Annotated in this window: 17 protein-coding genes; 12 read left to right on the top strand and 5 right to left on the bottom strand. The window is 64.7% G+C overall.

Annotation, left to right across the window (positions count from 1 at the left end; translation table 11 throughout):
• The first annotated feature begins 18 nt into the window (after positions 1-18).
• Entirely contained in the window at positions 19-1278 is a 1260-nt protein-coding gene (locus AC1Y2B_RS15850) for a glutamate-5-semialdehyde dehydrogenase (protein ID WP_482254081.1), read from the top strand.
• 6 nt (positions 1279-1284) lie between these two features.
• On the opposite strand, the gene AC1Y2B_RS15845 is transcribed toward AC1Y2B_RS15850, so the two are convergent.
• Entirely contained in the window at positions 1285-1881 is a 597-nt protein-coding gene (locus AC1Y2B_RS15845) for a histidine phosphotransferase family protein (RefSeq protein ID WP_482254080.1), read from the bottom strand.
• A 25-nt stretch (positions 1882-1906) separates the two neighbouring features.
• Between AC1Y2B_RS15845 and AC1Y2B_RS15840 the strand changes: the two genes are divergently transcribed.
• The 3 genes from AC1Y2B_RS15840 to olsA all read left to right on the top strand — a co-directional run bounded on the left by AC1Y2B_RS15840 (position 1907) and on the right by olsA (position 3757).
• Positions 1907-2092 (top strand): DUF3553 domain-containing protein, encoded by a 186-nt coding sequence (locus AC1Y2B_RS15840; protein ID WP_482254079.1) that lies wholly within the window; start codon positions 1907-1909, stop codon positions 2090-2092.
• Between the two features lie 70 nt (positions 2093-2162).
• Entirely contained in the window at positions 2163-2942 is a 780-nt protein-coding gene (olsB, locus tag AC1Y2B_RS15835) for an L-ornithine N(alpha)-acyltransferase (RefSeq protein WP_482254078.1), read from the top strand.
• The gene (gene olsA, locus AC1Y2B_RS15830; protein ID WP_482254077.1) at positions 2939-3757 is read left to right on the top strand and encodes a lyso-ornithine lipid O-acyltransferase; all 819 of its coding nucleotides are present in this window, start codon (positions 2939-2941) and stop codon (positions 3755-3757) included. Before olsB ends, olsA begins: the two co-directional genes overlap by 4 nt.
• Positions 3758-3945: 188 nt before the next feature.
• On the opposite strand, the gene AC1Y2B_RS15825 is transcribed toward olsA, so the two are convergent.
• Positions 3946-4566: a thiamine phosphate synthase gene (locus AC1Y2B_RS15825; protein ID WP_482254076.1), complete on the bottom strand. Its 621-nt coding sequence runs from the start codon at positions 4564-4566 to the stop codon at positions 3946-3948.
• A gap of 136 nt (positions 4567-4702) precedes the next feature.
• On the opposite strand from AC1Y2B_RS15825, the gene AC1Y2B_RS15820 reads away from it, so the two are divergent.
• The 3 genes from AC1Y2B_RS15820 to AC1Y2B_RS15810 all read left to right on the top strand — a co-directional run bounded on the left by AC1Y2B_RS15820 (position 4703) and on the right by AC1Y2B_RS15810 (position 5984).
• The gene (locus AC1Y2B_RS15820) at positions 4703-5440 is read left to right on the top strand and encodes an RNA methyltransferase (RefSeq protein ID WP_482254075.1); all 738 of its coding nucleotides are present in this window, start codon (positions 4703-4705) and stop codon (positions 5438-5440) included.
• Between the two features lie 203 nt (positions 5441-5643).
• Positions 5644-5832 (top strand): VOC family protein, encoded by a 189-nt coding sequence (locus AC1Y2B_RS15815; protein WP_482254074.1) that lies wholly within the window; start codon positions 5644-5646, stop codon positions 5830-5832.
• Positions 5829-5984: a VOC family protein gene (locus tag AC1Y2B_RS15810; protein WP_482254073.1), complete on the top strand. Its 156-nt coding sequence runs from the start codon at positions 5829-5831 to the stop codon at positions 5982-5984. The genes AC1Y2B_RS15815 and AC1Y2B_RS15810 overlap by 4 nt, the downstream gene beginning before the upstream one ends.
• A gap of 69 nt (positions 5985-6053) precedes the next feature.
• On the opposite strand, the gene AC1Y2B_RS15805 is transcribed toward AC1Y2B_RS15810, so the two are convergent.
• A complete protein-coding gene (locus AC1Y2B_RS15805) occupies positions 6054-6350 on the bottom strand; it encodes a hypothetical protein (protein WP_482254072.1) in 297 nt (98 codons plus the stop codon).
• A gap of 368 nt (positions 6351-6718) precedes the next feature.
• Here AC1Y2B_RS15805 and ctaA point away from each other — a divergent pair, with 368 nt between their 5' ends.
• From ctaA to AC1Y2B_RS15790, 3 genes are read left to right on the top strand one after another with little or no spacing between them, the layout of a single operon-like run.
• Positions 6719-7858, top strand: coding sequence for a heme A synthase (gene ctaA, locus AC1Y2B_RS15800; protein WP_482254071.1), 1140 nt, complete (start codon positions 6719-6721; stop codon positions 7856-7858).
• A complete protein-coding gene (locus AC1Y2B_RS15795) occupies positions 7855-9330 on the top strand; it encodes a carboxypeptidase M32 (protein WP_482254070.1) in 1476 nt (491 codons plus the stop codon). Before ctaA ends, AC1Y2B_RS15795 begins: the two co-directional genes overlap by 4 nt.
• On the top strand, positions 9327-10508 hold the full coding sequence (locus AC1Y2B_RS15790; protein ID WP_482254069.1) for an MFS transporter: 1182 nt from the start codon (positions 9327-9329) through the stop codon (positions 10506-10508). Before AC1Y2B_RS15795 ends, AC1Y2B_RS15790 begins: the two co-directional genes overlap by 4 nt.
• A 110-nt stretch (positions 10509-10618) precedes the next feature.
• Here the strand turns inward: AC1Y2B_RS15790 and AC1Y2B_RS15785 are convergent, their stop codons facing one another.
• Both AC1Y2B_RS15785 and AC1Y2B_RS15780 read right to left on the bottom strand, forming a co-directional pair.
• On the bottom strand, positions 10619-11404 hold the full coding sequence (locus AC1Y2B_RS15785) for an enoyl-CoA hydratase (RefSeq protein WP_482254068.1): 786 nt from the start codon (positions 11402-11404) through the stop codon (positions 10619-10621).
• A gap of 107 nt (positions 11405-11511) precedes the next feature.
• Complete coding sequence (locus AC1Y2B_RS15780; protein WP_482254067.1) at positions 11512-11886, bottom strand: bactofilin family protein; 375 nt, start codon at positions 11884-11886, stop codon at positions 11512-11514.
• Between the two features lie 183 nt (positions 11887-12069).
• Between AC1Y2B_RS15780 and AC1Y2B_RS15775 the strand changes: the two genes are divergently transcribed.
• Both AC1Y2B_RS15775 and AC1Y2B_RS15770 read left to right on the top strand, forming a co-directional pair.
• On the top strand, positions 12070-13035 hold the full coding sequence (locus AC1Y2B_RS15775; RefSeq protein WP_482254066.1) for an agmatinase: 966 nt from the start codon (positions 12070-12072) through the stop codon (positions 13033-13035).
• Between the two features lie 104 nt (positions 13036-13139).
• Positions 13140-14804: an amidohydrolase gene (locus AC1Y2B_RS15770; RefSeq protein WP_482254065.1), complete on the top strand. Its 1665-nt coding sequence runs from the start codon at positions 13140-13142 to the stop codon at positions 14802-14804.
• Positions 14805-15093: the final 289 nt, after the last annotated feature.

Raw genomic sequence — 15093 nt, 5'->3', positions numbered from 1 at the left:
TGGATGAAGGGGAAAGAGATGGACGGGCAATTCTCGGATCTCATGGACGACATCGGCCGCAAGGCGCGCGCTGCGGCGGCAGAGCTGGCTTATGCCAGCCAGGAGCGGAAGTATGCCGCGCTAGTCAGTGCCTCGCATTTTGTCTGGGACAATCGGCAAGCCATTCTGGACGCCAATGACGAAGACTTGGCCTATGGCACGCAAAAGGGTCTGAGCCCGGCGATGATGGACCGCTTGCGGCTGGATGACTATCGGCTGCGCGGGATTGTCGATGCCTTGCGGGCCGTGGCCGAGCAGCGCGATCCGGTCGGCCGGGTGCTGGCCGAATGGGATCGACCGAGTGGGCTTCATATTCAGCGGGTTAGCACACCTTTGGGGGTGGTGGGTGTCATTTATGAGAGCCGGCCGAATGTGACGGCGGACGCGGGGGCTTTGTGCCTGAAGGCCGGGAATGCGGTGATCCTGCGCGGCGGGTCGGAGAGTTTCCACTCCTCCACCGCCATCCATGACTGCATGGTGCGCGGCCTGCGCGAGGCGCGGCTGCCGGAAACCGCGATCCAGCTGGTGCCGACGCGGGACCGCGAGATGGTATCGGCCATGCTGAAGGCGGTCGAGTATATCGACGTGATCGTGCCGCGGGGGGGCAAGGGCTTGGTGGGGCTGGTGCAGCGCGAGGCGCGGGTGCCGGTCTTTGCCCATCTGGAGGGGATTTGCCACGTCTATGCCGATAAGGATGCCGATCTGGAGAAGGCGCGGCGCGTGGTGATCAACGCCAAGACGCGGCGGACCGGGGTTTGCGGGTCAGCCGAGTGCTTGCTGATCGACTGGAAGTTCTACACCCAGCACGGCGCGGTGTTGATCGAGGACCTGATCAAGGCCGGGGTCGAGGTGCGGGCGGAGGGGGAATTGCTGAAGATACCGGGGACGGTGCCGGCCTCGGCTGACGATTTCGGCAAGGAATTCCTTGACATGATCATCGCGGCCAAATTGGTCGATGGCGTGGACGAGGCGATTGCGCATATCCGCAAATACGGGTCCAGCCACACCGAAAGCATCCTGACCGAGAATGACGAGACGGCGGCGAAGTTCTTCCAGCGGTTGGACAGCGCGATCCTGATGCGCAATGCCTCGACGCAGTTCGCCGATGGTGGCGAGTTCGGCATGGGCGGCGAGATTGGCATTGCCACCGGCAAGCTGCACGCGCGCGGGCCGGTGGGGGCGGAACAATTGTGCAGTTTCAAATATTTGGTGACCGGAAACGGGACGATCAGAAGCTGAGCTTGCCTAAAAGCTCAACTTGATCGAGGTCGCCGCCAGTTCGGCGGTCAGGCGGTATTGGCGGCGGGTGATCTCCTCGGCGGCGAGGGGGAAGTGGACGACGGCGGGGGTAATCTCGGGCGAGGCGGTCGGGTCGGCCAGAACGGCCCAGAGGGCGGGGTCGATGCGCAGCTTGGTCGCCTCTCCGTTGATCTGCCAGCGGCCACCGTCGACCTGCACGGTGATCTTGCCGCCGTAAGCCATGGCCGATTCCAGACACATCAGCAGAAGGAAGGCGATCTTGACCTCGCCCCGCGACAGATCGGCGCCGGAATGCCATTCGATCGACAGCCGCCCGCCGCGGGTCATGTCGGAGATGATGCTGGCCACCTCGGACCGACCCAGCCGCTGTTCGCCCTGTGCCGCGCCAAAGGCCACGCGGAAGAAGCGGATGCGGGCATTGGCGTGGCCGACGCTTTCCGAAATCAGTGCCATCTCGGGGCCACGGGTCCCGGCTTCCATCATCAACAACTCCAACCCATTGCCGATGGCGCCAATCGGGCTGATAAGGTCATGGCAGATGCGCGAACCCAGCAGGGCGGCGAGGTCTGATCTGTCTGACATGATGATCCTTTCGCGGAGGCTTCAAATGCGGTCTTTCTTGGAGCCGGGAATGCTGGTGCGGCATCCTACGGAACCGGACTGGGGTCTTGGTCAGGTACAATCGCTCATCAATGGTAAATGCACCGTTAACTTTGAGCACAGGGGTAAAGTTGTCGTGGATACGCGGCAAATTGATCTCATCCTGGACTTCAGCACGGGGCCTTCGCCATGACGGAACCGGCCCCGATTGACCCCCGGACCAAGCTGCGCCACTTTGGCACCCCTCGCATAAACCGCTGCCGATGACCGTTGACACCCCCATGACCCTGCGTCTGGCCCAAGATGCCAGAGACATCCGCGCGGCCCAAAGGCTGCGCTATCAGGTCTTTGTCGAGGAACTCGGTGCCAGCGGGCCGCTGGTGGATCATGAAAACCGGCTGGAAGTGGATGAGTTTGACCCTTGGTTCGACCATCTGCTGCTGATTGACCCCAGGCGCGACCCTGCGGCGCTGGCGGATGTGGTGGGCGTCTATCGCCTTTTGCCACCAGAGAAATTTGCCTTGGCAGGGCGCTATTATTCGGAAAGCGAGTTCGATCTGTCGCGGCTGAAGGCCACCGGGCGGCGGCTTCTGGAGCTTGGGCGGTCTTGCGTGCATCCAGATATGCGCGGCGGGGCGGCGATGTTCCTACTTTGGAACGGTCTGGCGGACTATGTGCTGGAACGCGGCATCGAGGTGCTGTTCGGCGCGGCCTCGTTCCATGGCACGGATGCGGCGGCGCTGGCGCAGCCCTTGTCGCTGCTGCACCATCACCACCGGGCGCCAGAGGCGCTGCGGGTGACGCCGCAGCCCGCGCAGGCGCAGGCGATGGACCTGCTGCCCGAGGCCGAGGTGAACCGGGCGGCGGCGATGGCGGGGATTCCGGCGCTGATCAAGGCCTATCTGCGGTTGGGAGGGTTTGTGTCGGACGGGGCGTGGATTGACAGGGAATTCAATACGATAGATGTCTGCCTTGTGATGGACACCGCCAGGATGAGCGCCAAGCACCGCGATTTTTACACCCGCAAACAGGGGCGCGAATGAGCGATTGGCTGCAGGCCCGGTTTGTACCGCCCAGGATCTCGGCGATGGGATGGGTGCGGGTGGTCTGGCGGGGCGGGTTGCTGGGTGTGCTGACCTATGGCGGGCTGGCGGTGCTGCTGGCCCTGCGGCTGGTGGAGCGTCCGCTGTTTGGCGCGGGACGACCCTGGACGCCGTATATCACGCAATTCGTCTGCCGGACCGCCTTTGCGATCCTTCGCATGGGGTATGCGGTCAAGGGCGAGCCCATGACGACGCCGGGAGCGTTTGTGGCCAACCACTCGTCCTGGTTGGATATTTTCGCGTTGAACGCGGCGGCGCGGGTCTATTTCGTGGCCAAGTCCGAGGTCTCGGGTTGGGCGGGGATCGGCTGGCTGGCGCGGGCGACCGGGACGGTCTTCATCGCCCGCAAGGGGAGTGAAGCCAAGCGCCAGCAGGCGATGTTCGAGGCGCGGCTGAGTGCGGGGCATCCCTTGCTGTTCTTTCCGGAAGGCACCAGCACCGACAGTCTGCGGGTCTTGCCGTTCAAATCCACCCTGTTTGCGGCGTTCTTCACGGTCGATGTTCCGGTGCCGCTGCAGATTCAACCGGTTACAGTGATCTATCACGCGCCGGAGGGGGCGGATGCCCGGCACTACGGCTGGTGGGGCGACATGGCCTTTGCGCCGCATCTGCTGATGGTGCTGGCCGATGCGGGGCCGGGTCGGGTGGAGGTGATCTTTCACCCGCCGGTACCGGCTCGCGCCTTCGACGACCGCAAGACCCTTGCCGCCTATTGCGAGCGGGTGATCCGGACCAGCCACCCTTCAAGCCTGTAAGTTCGTCCGCCAAGCCCTTGCGAACGCGGGATTAACCGGAGGATTGGGGCGCGGGGTGCGGGTCTTTTTCGCGTCTTGCTTCTGTCTTGCCCGCGTCTCTACGCGCGGGGAGACCGGAACGTCTTAACCATTTCAGGCGAATCGGGCCGGCGGCCGCGGTAGGGTGGGGTTGAACCCCACCCTACGGGTCACAGGATGGGAGCCAGCAGGGATTTCAGGGCGACGAGGGGGTCTTCGGCGCTCCAGATTTCGGGGCCTATGGCGAAGAAGTCGGTGACGGGGGCGAAGCTTTCCACGAGGGTGCGGGTCAGGGCACCTTCGGCGATCACCGGGACCTCGATCATCTCGGTCCACCATTCGAACAGGTCGTGCGGGGCTTGGGTGCCAAGGCCGAGGCCGGTGTCACCAATCGGGCCGAAGGAGACGTAGTCGGCCCCGGCCTCGCCCGCCGTCATGCCCTCGTGGCGGGTGATGCCGCAGTAGGAGCCGACGATGGCATCGGCGCCGAGATCTTTGCGCAGGGCGCGGACGGCGCGGGCGCCGTCAGTCAGGTGGATGCCGTCAAGGCCGTGGCGTTCAACGAAGAGGACGTGGTTCTCGATCACGATGGCAACGTCGCGGGCATGGGCGATCAGGCGGCAGGCATCGGCGGCGCGGCCGATGTCATCGGGGTCCTTGGTGGCGAGCGAGAGGCGGAGGCAGGCAATCTCGACCCCGTCCATCACGCGGGCAAGGGTTTGCGGGAATACGTCAAGGTCCAGCACCGGGGGGGTGATGAGGGTGATCTGCGGGCGGTCCTGGGTGGCCATGCGGGGGTTCCTTCGCTTTGCCCGGCCCGTTTAGCCTAAAGCGCGGTGCTTGTCAGGGGGCCGCTTGTCAGGGGACCGCTTGTCTGGGGCCATGCCTTGGCGTATCAAGCCGGACTTCCACAGGATAGGGCGTGCAATGATCCCCCCGGTTTTCGTTCTGGTGCGCCCGCAGATGGGCGAGAATATCGGCGGCGCCGCGCGCGCCATGCTGAACTTCGGGCTGGAGCGGATGCGGGTGGTGGACCCTCGGGATGGTTGGCCCAACCCGAAGGCGGTGGCGATGGCCTCGGGTGCGGGGCGGGTGTTGGACCATGCCGGGGTGTTTCCTGACCTGGACGCGGCGCTGGCCGATTGCGATTTCGTGCTGGCCACGACCGCGCGGGGGCGCGAGCTGACCAAGCCGGTCTACACGCCGGAAGCGGCGATGGAGCTGGTGCGGGCGATGACGGGCGCGGGCAAGAAGGTGGCGGTGTTGTTCGGACCCGAGCGGGCGGGGCTGGAGAATGACGACATCGTGCGGGCCAATGCGATCGTGACGGTGCCGGTCAATCCGGACTTCTTCAGCCTGAACCTTGCCCAATGCGTGCTGCTGCTGGCCTATGAGTGGCGCCGGCAGACGGTGGAGGTGCCTGCGGTGGTGATGGAGATGGCCGGGGCGGATTATGCCAATGCCGGGGAGATCGACAAGCTGGCCGAGCATTTCGAGGAGCGGCTGGAGGTGGCGGGGTTCTTCTTTCCAGAATTGAAGGCCCCCAACATGAAGCGGAATTTGCGCAACATGTGGTCCAGATTGGGGCTGACCCGGGCCGAGGTGCAGACCTTTCATGGCATGCTGCGCCAGATTGCCTACAAGCTGAAAAAGCAGGGCGACTGAGCGATTGCACGCGTGCAATCTGGATCAGCTGTCTGAAAACATTGGGTTTCGTAAAAAATCTTCATCTTTTGGTAACGCGCTGCAAGCGGGGGGCTCGCCCCCCGCGCCCCCGAGGATATTTGCGCAAGTATGAAAGGGGGAGTGGGTTTTCCCAAGGAAAGGTGGCAATTTCAGACAAATGGGATCGGGTTGTGGGGGCCAGGATGGCGGATCTGAAAATTGACTACGTGGAGTTTTCCAGCGCGGACATCGGCGCCAGCAAGACCTTCCTTGCGCGGGCCTTTGGCTGGGACTTTGTGGATTATGGGCCCCAATATCAGGCCTTTGCCAATGCCGGGATCGACGGCGGGATTGATGGCGCGGGGCAGGCGGCGGCCGGACGGCGCTGGTGATCCTGAAGACCGCCGATCTGGAGGCGGCTTTGGCGCAGGTGGAGGCCGCGGGTGGGGTGGTGACGAGGCCCGTCTTTACTTTTCCAGGCGGGCGCCGTTTTCATTTTCGCGAACCGGGCGGCGCTGAAATGGGGGTTTGGTCGCAGGTGTGACATCGCGGAGGTCACACAGCGCCACAACCTTCACGTCAAACGACGCTCCTGTCTACGATTTGACAGAGATCAATCGTGCTCGCCGTCTTCACGCCGGCTGGAATAGCCCATGAACAGCGCAGGTTTCTGGGCGGCGGCGGTGTAGGTTACGACGGTGATCGCGAGGGCGGCGATCAGGACGGTGTGGCCCACAATGGAGATCGCCAGAAACGTGTAACTGCCCAATGCGACTGAAAATGCCACAGCCCACATCAGGGCCAGGGCCTGCAAGACGTAGTGACGCACCGCAACATCGGGAATATGTCGGAGCGGGCTGGCCTCGTGGTCAAAGATGAAGTTCCACGCGGTCACGACACTGATTTTCATTGGATGTTTGTCATTTCTGGATGTCCCTTGAGTTGGCGTGGTGCGAGCCATAGGCGAGCTTCTGACGATGCCAACTCTCAGAAACGCAGGTATTTTTTTTGGGCGGCGCTCAGTCAATCAGTTAGTCGGATGGCGTCCAGGATCAAGGACTGGCCCGAAAGAAACCGGCGTTCGGCTGCGCGCCATGATCCTTGGCGCGTGGAGGCCGGATCTCACCTTTGCGTGAGGGTGAAGCCCGGTTGCACATCCAGAAAAGCGCTGAAATCCTGGCTTTTGACGCGGGCAGACACCGGACCGGGACACCATGTCACCCTTGAAGGGCGGGGGTCACAGCACTAGGGTCTGCGGCAAAGATCAAGGGGCGTCCGATGGCTGGCAAACGCAGTATTTTTGAAGAGGTTGGCGCCAAGGCTGCGCCCAAGGTGGCGGCGGGGGGCATGATCTCCACCTCCTCCAAGGGGGCGCGGGGGGCGGTGCGCGTCTGGCTGATGGTGATCTTTGCCCTGGTGGCGGTGATGATTGCCGTGGGCGGTCTGACGCGGCTGACCGAGTCGGGGCTTTCGATCACGGAGTGGAATCCGGTGATGGGGGCACTGCCGCCCTTGAACGATGCCGATTGGCAGAGCGAGTTCACCAAGTATCAGGCCAGCCCGCAGGGGCAGATCCTGAATGCCAGCATGACGATCGACGCCTTCAAGCAGATCTTCTGGTGGGAATGGGGCCATCGCGAGCTGGGCCGGGTGATTGGTCTGGTTTGGGCGGTGGGCTTTGGCTTCTTTGCGTTGACGCGGCGGGTGCCGTCAGGTTGGGCGCCGCGCTTGTGGGGGCTGGGGATCCTGATCGGGATTCAGGGCGCGATCGGGTGGTGGATGGTGGCCAGCGGGCTGACGGGGGCGATGACCTCTGTCGCGTCCTACCGGTTGGCGGTGCATCTGGGCGGGGCCTTCATCATCTTCGGCTTCATTGCGTGGTGGGTGTTCTTGCTGGGACGCTCGGAAACCGACCTGCTGACGGCGCGGCGGAGTGGCGAGAAGAAGCTGTACGGGCTGTCCACCGGCGTGATGCACTTCCTGTTCCTGCAGATCATTCTGGGTGCTTTGGTGGCCGGGATTGATGCCGGGCGGAATTATCCGACCTGGCCGGACATGAATGGCAGCTTCTTCCCGGCGGATGCGTTTGACGTGCCCGGCGTGCCCTTGTGGGCCAATCCGGGGCTGGTGCAGTTCATTCACCGGCTGTCGGGCTATCTGCTGTTCAGCTTTGGCGTGGTGGCTTGGGCCCGCGGGCGGAAGTCGGCCTATCAGGCGACAAGGGTTGCGTTTCACCTGATGATGGGGATGCTGCTGGTGCAGGTCAGCCTTGGCATCTTCACGGCCTTGTCGGCGGCGCAGTTGCATCTGGCCATCACGCATCAGATCGGTGCGGTGGTCTTGTGGGTTTTGGTGATCCGGGCGCGGCATCTGTCGGCCTATCCGGTTCAGGGTTCCATCCGGGAGGGGACAGCATGACGAACAATCACGCCTACGACCAGTTGATGGCCTTTCAACGCCAGACGGAGGCCCTGTCGCTGGTCGCGGAACGGCTGGGGTGGGATCAGGAAACCATGATGCCGCGCGGCGCTGCCGAGCAGCGGGGCGAAGAAATGGCGGCGATGGAGGGTGTGCTGCACGCCCGCCGGACCGATGCGCGGATTGCCGATTGGCTGGATGTGGCCGACCCGAAGGATGAGGAGGGCCGCGCACAGTTGCGGCTGATCCGGCGGTCTTATGTGCGGGCGACCAAGGTGCCATCGGATCTGGCGCAGAAGCTGGCGCAGGTGACTTCCGTCGCGCAAGGGGTTTGGGCCGAGGCGCGGGCGAATGACCGGGTCGAGGATTTTCTGCCGACCTTGCAGGAGGTGATCGATCTGCGGCGGCAAGAGGCGGCGTGTCTGGCGCAGGGCGGCGATCTGTATGACGCGCTGCTGGATGACTATGAACCCGGGGCCACGGCGGAAAGCATCGGCGGGATGTTTGACCGGATGCGGCCGAGGCTGGTGGCGCTGCGCGAGGCGGTGCTGGCCAAGCCGGCACCCAAGGCCTTGACCGGCCGGTTTGGCGAGGCGGGGCAGTTGCGGCTGGCGCGGGATCTGGCTTCGGCGTTCGGTTATGACTGGAGCCGGGGGCGGATTGATCTGGCGGTGCATCCGTTCAGTTCGGGCTCGGCCAATGACAGCCGGATCACCACCCGGGTGGTGGAGACCGAGCCGTTCAACTGCATCTACTCGACCATCCATGAGGTGGGGCATTCGACCTATGAGCTGAACATCGATCCAGATTACAAGCTGACGCCGCTGGGGCGCGGCGTTTCGATGGGCGTGCATGAAAGCCAGAGCCGGATTTTCGAGAATCAGATCGGCCGGGGCCGCGGCTTTACCAGCTATCTGTATGGCGAGATGAAGGACCGGTTTGACGTCGATCTGCCCAATGCGACGGCGTTTTATGCGGCTGTCAACCGGGTGCAGCCGGGCTTCATCCGGACCGAGGCCGATGAGGTGCACTACAACCTGCACATCATGATGCGCTTTGATCTGGAACGGGCGCTGGTGCGCGGCGATCTGGCGGTGAGCGATCTGGAAGCGGCGTGGAATGATCGATTCCTGAAAGATTTTGGGGTGAAGGTTGACCGGCCCTCGCACGGAATGTTGCAGGATGTGCATTGGTCGGTCGGGCTGTTTGGCTATTTTCCGACCTATACCTTGGGCAATGTCTATGCGGGCTGCCTGTGGCAGGCGTTGCAGGCCGCGGTGCCGGGGCTGGAGGATCAGCTGGCCAAGGGCGAGACCGGGCAGGCGGTCGAATGGCTGCGCGAGAATTTGCAGCGGCACGGGGGCCTGCGCTCTCCGCGCGAGACGATTGAGCAGGCCTGCGGGTTCGCGCCATCGGAGGGGCCGCTTCTGGACTATCTGGAAGCCAAATTCGGGGCGCTGTACGGGTTGTGAGCCGCGAGGAAAGTCTGGCGGTCTGGCTGCTGGCCTTGGGCCTGCTGCTGATTTACGCCGGGATCTACTATGCGTTTCCCGCGGTTCTGCCGGAATTGCTGAAGGAAACTGGGTGGAGCAAGGCCGATCTGGCCATGGGGCCCTCGCTGTCCTATCTGGTCATGGCGGCTTTGACGCCCCTGACGGGTCGGGTGATTGACCGCGGCCACGGCGGGGCGATGGTGGTGGCCTTTCCGGTGCTGGGCGCGCTGGGCATCCTGACGCTGGCCTTCGTGCGGACGCGGTGGGAGTGGTGGGCGGTCTGGGCCGTGCTGGGGGTGGCGCAGTCAGGCTGCCTGTATGAAAGCATCTTTGCGCTGCTGACGCGGCGGCTGGGTTCTCATGCGCGGACCGGGATCACGCGGATCACGCTGGTGGCGGGGTTGTCGGGGACGATGACCTTTCCCTTGGGCCACTGGCTTGCGGCGCAGCTTGGCGGGCAGGGGGCCTATCTGGGTTTTGCCGCGCTGGCCCTGTTCGGGACGATTCCCCTGAACCTGTGGGCGGTCCGCCTGTTGCGCGGGCCAGAGGTGGCGCGGGTACCCGAGGATGCTTCGGGCGCGCTTCGGGCGGCGTTGAAACGGCCGGCGTTCTGGGGGATTGCGGTGATCTTCGCGCTGATCTGGCTGGATCATGGCATGCTTTTGACCTTCATCCTGCCGCTGTTTCAAGAGCGGGGCATGGACCGCGAATGGGCGACGGTGGCGGCGGCGTGTCTGGGCCCGTCACAACTGATGGGGCGGATGGTTCTGGTGGTGGGCGGCGGCCGCGTCTCCAACGCGCTGGCGACCAAGGCAGCGCTGTCGCTGGTGGTGCTGGCGGCGGGTTTGCTGTGGCTGGCGGGTGCTGCGCCGCTGCTGGTGTTTGCGGTGGTGGCGGTACAGGGCGCGGGCGTCGGCCTGATGTCGATCATGCGGCCGATGCTGGTGGCCGAGGTGCTGGGCCGGCGCGGGTTTGGCGCCATCTCTGGCGCTGCGGCGGTGTCACCTATTCTGGCGACGGCTGCGGCGCCGACCTTGGGGGCATTCCTGCTGGACCATCAGGGGGCGGGGGCGATCTACCTGAGCCTGATGGTCTGTGCGGTGGTGGGGCTGGCGCTGGCGCTGGTTCTGGTGCGCAAGCGGCCTTTGGCCGGGTAGGCGCACACCGTATGAAGCGCGTCTGACAAGAAGGGGTTCCGCATCAAAGGCGGACCTTCAGCCCCGCGCGCCCGCTGTCGGATAGTGCGCGAGAGCGAAGTGAACGACGCTCAGGACCAGTGTGGGGGGCGTTTTTCCAGAAAGGCGCTGATGCCTTCGTTGGTGCCGGCGTCGAGCAGATTGGCCACCATGGCAGAGCCTGCGACGGCATAGGCTTGCGGCAGCGTCTGGCCAGATTGCGCGGCGAAGGCAGCCTTGCCGATGCTGAGCGCGGCCGGAAGTTTCTGCGCGAGGGTCTGGGCCAGGGCCATCGTTTCGGCCTGCAGGCTCTCGGCCGGGGCGATGCGGTTGACGAGGCCGAGGGTTTGGGCGCGCGTGGCGGACAGGAATTCGCCGGTGGCGGCCAGTTCGAAGGCCGCACTTTGCGGGATCTTGCGCGAGAGAGCCACGATCGGGGTCGAGCAGAACAGGCCGATGTTGACGCCGTTGACGCCAAAGCGGGCGTGATCGGAGGCCACGACCATGTCACAGGTGGCGGCCAGTTGGCAGCCTGCAGCGGTGGCGATGCCCTGGACCTCGGCGATCACCGGTTTTGGGAGGGCCGCGATCTTCTGCATGACGGTGGTGCAAAGGGCGAAGAGGGTGGTAAAGGCCCCGGCGCCGCCATCGGGGGCATTGCGCGCCGACTGGATTTCCTTGAGATCGTGACCGGCGCAGAAGGCTTTGCCCTCGGCCCGGATCACGACGACGCGGAGGGCGGGATCGGCGGCTATGGCGTCCAGCTGGGTGGCCAGAGCGGTCAGCATTTCGGTGGAGAGGGCGTTGAGTTTGCCGGGCTGGTTCAGGACCAGAACCGCAACCGGGCCGTGATCCACGCGCAACAGAATCTGGTCCATGACGTAACCTTGATCAAACAAACGGGCTGATAGCGGCCATCAGCGTGGCAGCCCTGACGGCGGCGGCAAGGCCAGCCCGGCGACGCGGGCTTGGGCCTGTGGCAGGGTCAGACCTTGTTGACCGAGAACTTGCCCTCGATGGTGGCGCCGCTTTCGATCAGCAGCGTGGTGTAAAGCACATCCGCCTGCACATCCGCCGAGGCCCGCAGCGCGAAGCCGTGGGTGGCAACCGAGCCATCCAGCTTGCCGCGCACTTCGACATTCTCGGCCGAGACGGTGCCGGACACCCGCCCCTCGGCACCGACGATCAGGCCCTTGGCGGTGATGTTGCCGTCAATCTCTCCCAGGACCTCGATCGTGCCGGTCGAGGTGACTTCGCCCGTGATCCGCAGGTCAGCGGCGAGGACGGATTTGGTGTTGGTGCCACCGGTGCGCGGCGGCACGCTGGGGGCAGTGGTCGGATCGGCGGATTTGCTGAACATCGTCTTTGGTCCCTGCAGAGGTTGCTGGCGATAAGGACTGATAGGGGCCGCGTGGTCAAGAGGTGGTTGGGGTGCTGACGAGGCCGGGGGCTGTTTCGCGCCAGAACGTGTCGCGCATGGGCCTGCAGCCGGACGGGGGTGCTGGTTCAGTGAGGGTGCAACAGTCTTAAGGGAGGCGGGCTCATGGCGGGCGATCCATTCTTTCAACCAGTGTCGGGCATGGACTTGCCGCGATTCGCCGGGGTGCCGACCTTCATGCGGTTGCCGCATGTCGATTTCGACCATCCGCGTTTTCCCGAGGTGCAGATTGCGCTGGTGGGCGCCCCTTGGGATGGCGGGACGACGAACCGGCCGGGGCCGCGGCATGGGCCGCGCCAGCTGCGCGATTTGTCGACGATGATCCGGGCGAAGAACGGCTCCACCTGGGTGGCGCCCTTCGAGCTGGTGAATTGCGCGGATGTGGGCGATGTGGCGCCGAACCCCGCGGATCTGATGGACAGCCTGGCGCGGATGGAGGCGTTTTACACGCGGCTTCGCGTGGCCGGGGTGCTGCCCTTGACCGGGGGCGGGGACCATCTGTGCACGCTGCCGATCTTGCGGGCCTTGGGCAAGGGCAGGCCGCTGGGGCTGATCCAGTTCGACAGCCATACGGATTTGAACGACGTCTACTTCGGTACGGGCCGCTTTACCCATGGCACGCCGTTCCGCCGCGCGATGGAAGAGGGGCTGATCGACCCCAAGCGCTATGTGCTGATTGGCATAAGGGGCACCGCCTATGGGCGGGAGGATTGGGATTACGCGGAAAGCCAGGGCATCCGGATCATCGGGATCGACGAGTTCCATGCGCGGGGCGTCGCGGATGTGATGGCGGAGGCGCGCGAGATCGTGGGGCAGGGGGACACCTATGTCACCTATGACATCGACTTCGTCGATCCGACCTTCGCCCCGGGGACCGGGACGCCGGAGGTGGGTGGGCCGAATTCGTGGCAGGCCTTGCAAGTCGCGCGGGCCTTGCGCGGGTTGAACATCGTGGGCGCGGATCTGGTGGAAGTGTCGCCGCCGTTCGATCAGGCGGGTGGGACGGCCTGGCTGGGGATCAGCCTGATGTTCGAGATGCTGTGCGTGATGGCGGAGCGGTTGGGGAAATAGGGGGCTGCGGCCGGCAAGAGGGCCTGCGGCCGGCGTGGGCCGGGGGGCGCTGCCCCCCTGGACCCCCCCGGGATATTTGGACAAGTATGAAAGGGAGAGCCGCAGTGCTGGCTGATATGATCGTCGTGGGCGCGAAGGTGCTGACCATGGATGAGGCGCGACCTCGGGCGGAGGCGGTGGCCGTGGCGGGGGGCAAGATCGCCGCCGTGGGGTCTGACGCCGAGGTGCTGGCGATGCGCGGGCCGCAGACGCGGGTGATTGAGGCGGGCGGGCGCAGTTTGCTGCCGGGGTTTGTCGAGAGCCATCTGCATCTGGGGCTGGGCGGGTCGGAGTTGCAGCAATTGCAGCTGGGCGGGGTTTATGGGTTTGAGGCGGTGAAGGCGGCGTTTGTGGCTTTTGCGGCGGAGCATCCGGACGCGCCTGTGCTGATGGCGCAGGGCGCGGGGTATGAGTGCCTGGCGGAGCCCGCGACAAGGCATCTGCTGGATGCGATCATGGACGACCGGCCGATTGCCATGATGGCGCCGGATCACCATACGCTTTGGGCCAATACGGCGGCCTTGCGGGCCTGTGGGTTGCTGCAGGGGATGGCCACGCCTCCGGGACATGAGGTGGTGATGGGGGCTGATGGGCTTGCCACCGGGGAATTGCGCGAGTTCGAGGCCTTTGGGCCGGTGATCTCGTTTGCCGGGCTGAAGCGGCTGAACCTTGGGATTGCGACGGGGATGGAACCCGGCGCCACGACGCCGGAGGAGCGCGAGCAGGACAAGCAGCATTTCCTGCGCGGGCTGGCGCATTGTGCCAAGCACGGCATCACCTCGATGGTGAACATGGATGGCAACCGCTACACGCTTGAGTTGCTTGCGGAGCTGGAGGCCGAGGGGCGTCTGACGGCCCGTGTCGTGGTGCCCTTCCACATGAAGCCCGCAATGGACATGTCGGAACTGGAGCGGGCTTCGGCGATGCACCGGGATTTCGCAGGGGAGTGGGTGCGATCTGGCTTTGTGAAGATGTTCATGGATGGCGTGGTGGACAGCCGGACAGCTTACATGCTGCGCGATTATCCGGGGCATCCGGGGCACAGATCTGTACCGCTGTTCGAGGCCGAGCGCTTCAAGGAGATCTGCACGGACATCGACCGGCGTGGTCTGCAGATTGCCGTCCATGCGATTGGCGACGGCGCCGTCAGGCAGACGATTGACGGGTACGAGGCGGCGCAGCTGCGGAACGGCCTGCGCGACAGCCGGCACCGGATCGAGCATATCGAGCTGATCGACAAGGCCGATGTGCCGCGCGTCGGCGCTTTGGGCATCACGGCCAGCCTGCAGCCGCCACATCCGCCGGGGGCGATGGACTTCCCCTTCGAGCCGACGATGAGTGTCTCGATCGGCCGGGATCGTTGGGATGATGCCTATCTGTGGAAGACGCTGGTCGATCATGGGGCGCCCTTGGCCTTCGCCAGCGACTGGCCGGTGTCGGATGTCAGCATCCTGCGGGGCCTGCAGGCGGCCCTGACGCGGGCGCCCTACGCGGGGGCCAAGGATGAGCGGGTCAGCCGGATGGAGACGCTGCGGGCCTATACGGCGGGCGGCGCCTGGGCTGCGAAGATGGAAGACCTGACCGGAACCCTTCGCGTGGGGCTGGCTGGGGATCTGGTGCTGATCGACGGTGATATCGAGACCATTGCGGCCGAGGACTTGGGGCGAGCGGGAATCGCCCTGACGGTCGCCGGGGGCAGAATCACGCACCAAGCACCGGAAATCGCTTAAGTTATCCACAGAATCGGGATTGCGGCCGCGCCAACAGGGGGCGGCCGCTTTCGCAGGCGGCCCGCAACGTCGGCACGGCGCACAAAAAACCCAAGTTTTATTGGAGATGACAAGAAAACGTCACAAAGACTGAAATTTCCTCTTGCGGGTTTTGATCGTCGGACCTAAACACCGCCTCACCGAAGCGCAGCAGCGACGGTGATGGCGGCGGACGGAAGCGGAAGCGACGGGAAGCGGCCTGAAATTCTGAAGATGCGGCGGACGAGGATCGCTAGGGAACTGGCGCGCT

The sequence above is a fragment of the Stagnihabitans sp. genome (genome assembly GCF_964946895.1).
Note: the sequence above shows the minus strand (reverse complement) of the source record. Positions and strands in the feature narration are given on the sequence as shown.